Genomic DNA, 6,980 nt, shown 5'->3' with positions numbered 1-6,980 from the left:
CCAGCGTGGCCACGCCGAATGAGGCGGTGATGTGCGGCAGCGGCCGGTGCATCTCGCTGAATACGACCGCCTGGCGCAGGCGCTCGCACAGCCGCTGCGCCACCATCAGCGCGCTGGTCTGTGCGGTGTTTGGCAGGATCACGATCAGTTCCTCACCGCCGAAGCGAGCGGCATAGTCGGTCGGGCGCAAGCCGGCGGCGATCACCTTCGCCGCGACCTGCAGCGCATGGTCTCCCGACACGTGGCCGTGCTGGTCGTTGAATTGCTTGAAGTGGTCGAGGTCCATCATGACCACCGACAGCTGGCTGTTGACGATGTGCGCGTTCTCGATCATGCGCGGCAGGTTGTCGTTGAGCCAGGCACGGTTCTGCAGGCCGGTGAGGCCGTCCACCATCGACAGCTGGCGGTAGAACTCGCCGACCTTCTGGCGGCGGCGCAGCTGTGCATTGGCGGCACGCACGCGGAAGGACAGCAGGCGCAGCAGGTTGCGCGCGACATGGTTCGCATCGTCGACCAGCTTCCATAGGATGTCTGCTTCGATCACCAGCACGTCGGAATCGATGCGCGCGGTGATGCGCTCGGATGACGCTTCCTCGTCCAGCACCGACAGCTCGCCCACGCATTCGCCCGGAAGCACCTTCGATGCTGCGCCGTCGAGGCGGGAATCGCGCGTGTCGACATGGGTGACGTCGAGCGCGCCTTGCAGCACGATGAACAGCCGGCCTCCCTTGTGCGTCCAGTCCTGCATGGAGTGGTGCGCGGCGATCCGCACTACCGGGCATGGGTTGATCAGTTTTGCAACCTGCTCCGTGGACGCGCCCTGGAACAACTGGATGTCGGCGATGCGGTAGCCCGATGCGCCGAAGGTGCCGAGGGATTCCACTATGCGACCTGCTTGGTGATGGCCAGTTTCAGGATGTAGCCGAAGATCAGCAGCGCCACGAAGAATGCGCCGGTGCGCACGCCCTTGGTCTTGCCGCGCCGCAGTGCAATTGCACCGACGACGATGTAGGCAAGCACGGCGAACACCTTGACGGTGAGCCAGGTCACCACGAACGGGTATTGCGCGCTCCATACCACCATGGTCAGCGCGCTCGCCAGCAGGATGGTGTCGATGATGTGGGAGCCGCGATCGAGCAGGGTCGTGCGGGGGGGCAAACCTTCCGGCTGCCGCAGCATAAGGACGCCGCGAATGAGGAACAGGGAGCCGCTCAGGAAGGCGAAGCTCATGTGCAGGTGTTTCAGCGCAAGATAACTCATTGTCTCGTGTCGGGAGCCGCGATAGATTCCGGCCCGGCATAACTCGGCGAATCACGCATTCTATCAACCTCTGCGCCGGTCACGATTTGCGGCGGGAAAAAACGGACAGACTCCGACAGGAGCAGGTCGATTTCAGCTTGGCAATATTCACAAAATGAATTTCAGTTATCCGAAATCGCAATTGGATATATATCTTCTCGATCCCTACACTGTGTCCATGCAAGAATTTTTTATCGAGAGGAATGAATCATGGCAACCCTGACAATCGCAAACCCGACCGCTGGCACCATCGGTTCGAGCTATGCAGAAAATGTCGGCCGCGCCGCCCGTGCGTTGCTGGCAGCGTTGTTCGCCGTCACACCGCGCGCTGAACAGCCGGCGCAAGTGCGCCAGGCTCGCGAAAACGTTTCGCTGTACCGCCTGTATCGTATGTCCGCATCTGATTCCGTGATGCCGAACCTGGCACAGGAACTGGACATGATCGCACGCCGCGCCTGAGCGCGACCCAGTTTTACCCGTCGTATTGCCACCCAGCGAGCGACGCTTCGGAGCACGGCACGTGCTCCTTGAATAAGCGGCCACACGTGGCCGCTTTTTTTTACGTCCTGATCGTCCTGAAGGTCAGGTTGATGCGCGGTCCCCGGGGTGCGCGCTCCTTCAGCACCGCATGCTGCCAGCAATGCTGGGTCTTTCCCGCCATCAGCAGCAGGCTGCCATCGGCGAGGTCGAGCAGCAGCGGCTTGAGGTCCTTGCGCAACTTGTGCCGAAGGCGGAAGGTCCGGCTTTCCCCCAGTGTCAGTGATGCGATCACCGGACAGCTGCCGAGTGCGGGTTCGGCATCGCTGTGCCATCCCACGCTGTCGTTTTCATCACGGTAGAGATTGAGCAGGACGCTGTTGTAACGGGTCGACGTTGCCGCTTCTACATCGCTCTTGATTCGCTGGAGTATTTCCGTCCACGGATGCGGCTCCAGCACAACGCCGGAATACGCGTAGGAGCTGCCGGGATCGCCGTACCACGCCGAGAGGCGCGGCTGCAGGTGCTGCTTGCCCCAGAGCGTGATGGTTTCCTGCTGCCACGGTGTTTCTTCAAGCAGCTGCTGCATGAATGCCGCCGTATCCGGCTGGCGGTAGAAGCCGGGCATCACCCGCAGCTCGGCATCGATGGCCGGGATCGTCTCCCAAATGCCGGGCGTGTCGAACAGCGTGTCCATCCTGTTTCAGTCGATCTTGCGAAAGCGCGGCACCTGCCTGCCTTCCACCGTCACAGACTCGAAAAACATGCTGGCGTTCCGGTGCACCAGCTGCGGCCAGTCGGTTTCGTACAGCGGCCTGTAGACCACGCAGACTTCGTTCGTCTCGGTGTTGCGCGACAGGCCGAGCACGAAATACTTCTTTCCCTTGTAGTGCTCGTAGACGCCGGGCTGGATGTCGGTCATGACTTCGGATACAGGATCATTTGCGTGCAGCGGAAGGTCGCCATCAATTTGCCGGTATCACGGTGCTTTACCAGTGCATCCCACACCTGCGTATTGCGTCCGCCGTGGACCAGCTTTGCTTCGCATTCGACCACGCCTTCGCGCGCGGTGCCGAGGAAATTGCTCTTGAGCTCAATGGTGGTGAAGGACACCGCGCCTTCCGGCAGGCTGGCGATGCAGCCATAGCCGCACGAGGTGTCGGCAAGCGTCACGACGGTGCCGGCATGCAGGTAACCGTTCGGTGCGAGATGATGGCCCTGCACCTCCAGCTCCGAGTGAAGCACATGTTTGTCGACGCTGTTGATCTTGATGCCGAGATGCCCGGGCAGGTAGCCGGCGCCGCGCTCGTTGAAGGAGGCGGCATCGAGTGGGTGTCCCATGGTTGTTCCTTGTTCTTGAAAATGGTGGGGCAAGCCGAGTTCAGGCGACGGCTTCGACGGATTTCTGTACCAGCTGGTAGACCGACTGCGTCAATTCGTCCAGGTCGATGTCGCGCATCATGTCGGCGAATTCCTTCTGCGCGCTTTTCCACAATGGTTCCGCTGCCTGCAGCCGCGCGCGGCCTTCAGCAGTCAATGACCAATGGCGCTCGCGCCGGTCCTCGCCAGCCGCCGATTCGATCCAGTTGCTGTTGTGGATGATTTTCAGGGTGCGCGTCAGTGTCGTGCTGTCCATGACCAGGGCATCCGCCATTTCGCCGGTGGTTAGCCCGGGGAAATGCTTGAGCAGGCGCAGGATGCTGAATTGCGTGATCTTCAGGCCCGACGGCTTGAGCGCCTTGTCGTACATCTGCGTGACAACGCGCGAAGCTTGCCGGATGGATCCGCAGTAACAGGGGAGCTTGAGGGCTTTCACGGTATCTGGCCAAAATGGGGATGAATTCAATATATATGCATATACATTTAGCTGTCAAATCAGGTCCGGGAGCGTCGAAACGTTGAACTTCCCGCGGATGATGTGCTTCCAACAACTCCGAAGAACAGCAGGAGGAAGTAAACATGCACACCGCGACCAAAGAAGACATCCGCCGTTACGCGAGGCAATCCGCTGCCGGCATCCGCGCAAATCCTCGCCGCAATACTGCCCTGCTGGCCGCCGGCATTGCGCTGGCCGCTGCCGCTTACACCGTGCGCCAGCGTACCCGCGAAGCAGAGAACGACACCCCGCCGGCGGGAAAGTTCGTGGAAGTCGATGGCATCCGCCTGCACTATGTCGAGCGCGGCTCCGGGCAGCCGGTCGTGCTGCTGCATGGCGACGGCAGCCTGATCCAGGATTTCGAGATCAGCGGCCTGATCGACCTGGCCTCGAAGAAATACCGCGTGATTGCCTTCGACCGGCCAGGCTACGGCTACAGCGACAGGCCGCGCACCACGATCTGGACGCCGCAGGCGCAGGCTACGCTGCTGCATCATGCGCTCGACCAGATCGGGGTATCGCAGCCGATCGTCGTCGGGCACTCCTGGGGGGCGATGGTTGCGGTCGCGCTCGGCCTCGATTACCCGGACGATGTGAAGAGCCTGGTGCTGATGTCGGGCTACTACTATCCGACGGCACGGCTGGATGTGCCGCTGCTGTCGCCGCCGGCGATTCCGCTGATCGGTGACCTCATGCGCTATACCGTGTCACCGCTGATCGGCCGCATGATCTGGCCGATGATGAAGAAGCGCATCTTCTCGCCCGCAGAGGTGCCGCATAAATTCGAGGCGCGTTTCCCGGTATGGATGACGTTGCGTCCGGCATCGCTGCGCGCCGCCGCGGCGGAAACGGCGCTGATGATTCCATCCGCCTTCGCACTGCGTCATCGCTACCATGAGCTGACCATGCCGGTCGTCATCATGGCGGGTGACGGCGACAAGCATGTCGACAGTCGCACCCAGTCCGAGCAATTGCACAGGGAGCTGCCACACAGTTCCTATCACGTCACGCACGGGGCGGGGCACATGCTGCACCACTTCGCGCCGGATGAAGTGCTGGGCGCAATCGACCAGGCATCAACGGCGCTTGCTGCTGAACAGCGCGGCGAGCACAGGCATATCTTCCCTGCGCCGGCGCAGGCGATTTAATGACTGATGACCTGCCGGTACTGGCGGGGCGATACGCCGATGGCGGCGCGGAAGCGATGGCTGAAGTGGCTGAGGTCGGCGTAGCCGCAGGCGTCCGCAACCTGCTGCAGGGGCAGCGCGGTTGACTTCAGCAATTGCCGCGCGCGGTCGAGGCGGCGCGCGGCGATCCATGCATGCGGCGGCATGCCGAAGGAAATGCGGAACATGCGCGCGAGGTGGTATTCGGACAGCCCGGCCGCATCGGACAACATGCCGAGCGTGATGTTGCGGTCGAGATGGGCGTCGATGTACTCCGCCAGGCGGCGGCGCACGACTGGCGCGACGCCGCCTTTCATCGACACATTGTGGCGCGGCGCCGATTGCGAGCGCAGCAGGTGGCTCAGGGTGTCATGCACGGTTTCATTCGCGCGCAGCAGCGCATCCGGGCCGTCCCACGGCATCTGTACCAGCCCGGTGCACAGGCGGGCAATCGCGGTATCTTCGAAATAGGTGCGGTCGGCCAGTGTCAGCTCACGCGGTTCGCGGTCCAGCTCCTGCACCGCGCGGCGGGTGAAGTGCTCGGGCAGGAAGTACACATGCAGGAAGCGCAGCCGGTCGCGCACCACCCAGCGCGATTCATGGTCGTCGGGCAGGGTGCACAGCCGCCCCGGGCTGCCGTACATGCCGGGCAGTTCGTTGCGCTCGGTGCGGTAGCCGCCGCCGAGGTAGTAGGAGAGGGTGTGGTGGCCGGGCCGGATGTAGGCCGTTTCTTCTTCGTCGGTCTGGCGATGCCAGATCGCGATCGCGAGGTCGTCGCCCAGCCAGGCGAAACGCTCCAGTTCCGCATTTGTCCCGCGCAGGGTGTTGAACACCGCGTGCGTGATACGCGTCGGCGGCGTCTCGGGCGCGTAGAGGCGGGGGCGGTCGGGCATGGTGGTGCGAACTCCTGAATCAGGATTGCACTGTATCACTTCCGGTTACTACGTGTCGGGCGCGGGTCTCAGCAGCCCCGAAAAGCGCAAGAACAGACAAGTTCGGCGACGATGCCGCAAATCCGGACAAGTCCTTCTGGCGCCGCCGCGGCAGCATGGATGCCATGAACGCAATCCTCTATACCCTGACCGTCCTCATCTGGGGATCCACCTGGATCGCCATCAAATGGCAACTTGGCACGGTACCCGCGCCGGTCTCCATCGCCTACCGTTTCTGGATCGCGGCCGTCGTACTGCTGCTGGTGCTGGCGGCGATGCGCAAGCCGGTCATGCCGCCGCGCCGCGCTTGGCGTTACCTCGGCGCGCAGGGCGTTGCGCTGTTCTGCTGCAATTTCCTCTGCTTTTACTACGCCAGCCAGTGGGTGCCGAGTGGACTGGTGGCAGTCGTGTTCTCGACTGCGCCGTTATGGAATGCAATCAACGGCCGGCTCTTCCTCGGCCGCACGATGCAGCCGCAGGTCGTTGTCGGCGCCTTGCTCGGCCTGGCGGGGATTGCGATGCTGTTCCTGCCGCAGATGCAGGGGCACTGGAGCGATGGCGGCATGCTGCAGGGGCTGGGCCTCGCGCTGCTGGGCACGCTGTTCTTCTCGACCGGCAACCTGTTATCGAGCCGGATGCAGGCAATCGGCCTGACGCCGTGGCTCACCAATACCTGGGCGATGTTCATCGGCGCTGGCGTACTGACCGTCATCGCCGTGCTGCTCGGCATGCCGTTCGACATCGAACCGACTGCGCGCTATGTCGGCTCGCTGCTCTATCTCGCGATTCCCGGATCGGTGGTCGGGTTTACCGCTTACCTGCTGCTGGTCGGACGAATGGGGCCGGACAAGGCGGCGTACTGCACGGTGCTGTTCCCGGTGGTGGCGCTGACGATTTCCACCGTGTTCGAGGGCTATCACTGGAATGCCCTGGCCTTCGCCGGACTTGCCTGCGTCCTGGCCGGCAACCTGATGGCTTTCCTGCCGATGCGGGCGCGGCTGAAATTGGCTTAATAGCCGCGGCGGTAGCGGTAGCCCTTGTAGCTGAGGATCATGCCCGTCCGCGTCATCTTCTCGATCACAAGGCCGGGCGCCGCCTCCTCGCCTTCGTGCAGCAGGCGGTTGTTGACCAGCACCGAACTGTCGCCCTTGTTGCCGGAATAGATGTAGCCGCCAACGGTCAGTGCGGGAATTTCGTGCTGGATGGCCGGCGGCAGGTCCTGCAGGGTGC

The 6,980-nt window shown here is 62.8% G+C and carries 11 protein-coding genes; 3 read left to right on the top strand and 8 right to left on the bottom strand.

From position 1 onward, the window contains the following. Both AYR66_RS29375 and AYR66_RS06250 read right to left on the bottom strand, forming a co-directional pair. Window positions 1–883 (bottom strand): GGDEF domain-containing protein (locus tag AYR66_RS29375; RefSeq protein ID WP_206047079.1); only part of this gene is annotated, 883 nt, incomplete at its 3' end. Further along, window positions 883–1,260 carry a SirB2 family protein gene (locus tag AYR66_RS06250; RefSeq protein WP_088706806.1) on the bottom strand — a complete coding sequence of 126 codons (378 nt, stop codon included), beginning with the start codon at window positions 1,258–1,260 and terminating at the stop codon, window positions 883–885. The genes AYR66_RS29375 and AYR66_RS06250, both read right to left, overlap by 1 nt. A 249-nt stretch (window positions 1,261–1,509) precedes the next feature. Between AYR66_RS06250 and AYR66_RS06245 the strand changes: the two genes are divergently transcribed. Beyond that, window positions 1,510–1,758, top strand: coding sequence for a hypothetical protein (locus tag AYR66_RS06245; protein WP_088706805.1), 249 nt, complete (start codon window positions 1,510–1,512; stop codon window positions 1,756–1,758). 100 nt (window positions 1,759–1,858) lie between these two features. On the opposite strand, the gene AYR66_RS06240 is transcribed toward AYR66_RS06245, so the two are convergent. The 4 genes from AYR66_RS06240 to AYR66_RS06225 are packed head-to-tail and all read right to left on the bottom strand — an operon-like array spanning window position 1,859 to window position 3,592. Further along, window positions 1,859–2,473 (bottom strand): alpha-ketoglutarate-dependent dioxygenase AlkB family protein, encoded by a 615-nt coding sequence (locus tag AYR66_RS06240; protein WP_088706804.1) that lies wholly within the window; start codon window positions 2,471–2,473, stop codon window positions 1,859–1,861. 6 nt (window positions 2,474–2,479) lie between these two features. Beyond that, window positions 2,480–2,698 carry a DUF1653 domain-containing protein gene (locus AYR66_RS06235; protein ID WP_088706803.1) on the bottom strand — a complete coding sequence of 73 codons (219 nt, stop codon included), beginning with the start codon at window positions 2,696–2,698 and terminating at the stop codon, window positions 2,480–2,482. After that, on the bottom strand, window positions 2,695–3,117 hold the full coding sequence (locus AYR66_RS06230) for a PaaI family thioesterase (protein WP_088706802.1): 423 nt from the start codon (window positions 3,115–3,117) through the stop codon (window positions 2,695–2,697). The genes AYR66_RS06235 and AYR66_RS06230 overlap by 4 nt, the downstream gene beginning before the upstream one ends. Before the next feature lie 40 nt (window positions 3,118–3,157). Beyond that, window positions 3,158–3,592 carry a MarR family winged helix-turn-helix transcriptional regulator gene (locus AYR66_RS06225; protein ID WP_141104031.1) on the bottom strand — a complete coding sequence of 145 codons (435 nt, stop codon included), beginning with the start codon at window positions 3,590–3,592 and terminating at the stop codon, window positions 3,158–3,160. Between the two features lie 143 nt (window positions 3,593–3,735). Between AYR66_RS06225 and AYR66_RS06220 the strand changes: the two genes are divergently transcribed. Next, window positions 3,736–4,800, top strand: a complete 1,065-nt coding sequence (locus tag AYR66_RS06220; RefSeq protein WP_088706800.1) for an alpha/beta fold hydrolase — start codon at window positions 3,736–3,738, stop codon at window positions 4,798–4,800. On the opposite strand, the gene AYR66_RS06215 is transcribed toward AYR66_RS06220, so the two are convergent. Next, entirely contained in the window at window positions 4,797–5,711 is a 915-nt protein-coding gene (locus AYR66_RS06215; protein WP_088706799.1) for an AraC family transcriptional regulator, read from the bottom strand. The two genes, AYR66_RS06220 and AYR66_RS06215, sit on opposite strands and share 4 nt — an antisense overlap. A gap of 164 nt (window positions 5,712–5,875) precedes the next feature. Between AYR66_RS06215 and AYR66_RS06210 the strand changes: the two genes are divergently transcribed. After that, on the top strand, window positions 5,876–6,763 hold the full coding sequence (locus AYR66_RS06210; protein ID WP_088709636.1) for a DMT family transporter: 888 nt from the start codon (window positions 5,876–5,878) through the stop codon (window positions 6,761–6,763). Here AYR66_RS06210 and AYR66_RS06205 read toward each other — a convergent pair. Next, window positions 6,760–6,980, bottom strand: a 221-nt coding sequence (locus AYR66_RS06205) for a general secretion pathway protein GspB (RefSeq protein WP_206047078.1), incomplete at its 5' end; no start/stop codon positions are given. The two genes, AYR66_RS06210 and AYR66_RS06205, sit on opposite strands and share 4 nt — an antisense overlap.

This window comes from Noviherbaspirillum denitrificans, assembly GCF_002211445.1.
In the GTDB taxonomy this organism is placed as follows: Bacteria; Pseudomonadota; Gammaproteobacteria; order Burkholderiales; family Burkholderiaceae_D; genus Noviherbaspirillum; species Noviherbaspirillum denitrificans.
Note: the sequence above shows the minus strand (reverse complement) of the source record. Positions and strands in the feature narration are given on the sequence as shown.

Coding starts and splice junctions, on each gene's coding strand:
- AYR66_RS06250 (WP_088706806.1), bottom strand. CDS start 1,260: ATGAGTTATCTTGCGCTGAAACACCTGCACATGAGCTTCGCCTTCCTG.
- AYR66_RS06245 (WP_088706805.1), top strand. CDS start 1,510: ATGGCAACCCTGACAATCGCAAACCCGACCGCTGGCACCATCGGTTCG.
- AYR66_RS06240 (WP_088706804.1), bottom strand. CDS start 2,473: ATGGACACGCTGTTCGACACGCCCGGCATTTGGGAGACGATCCCGGCC.
- AYR66_RS06235 (WP_088706803.1), bottom strand. CDS start 2,698: ATGACCGACATCCAGCCCGGCGTCTACGAGCACTACAAGGGAAAGAAG.
- AYR66_RS06230 (WP_088706802.1), bottom strand. CDS start 3,117: ATGGGACACCCACTCGATGCCGCCTCCTTCAACGAGCGCGGCGCCGGC.
- AYR66_RS06220 (WP_088706800.1), top strand. CDS start 3,736: ATGCACACCGCGACCAAAGAAGACATCCGCCGTTACGCGAGGCAATCC.
- AYR66_RS06215 (WP_088706799.1), bottom strand. CDS start 5,711: ATGCCCGACCGCCCCCGCCTCTACGCGCCCGAGACGCCGCCGACGCGT.
- AYR66_RS06210 (WP_088709636.1), top strand. CDS start 5,876: ATGAACGCAATCCTCTATACCCTGACCGTCCTCATCTGGGGATCCACC.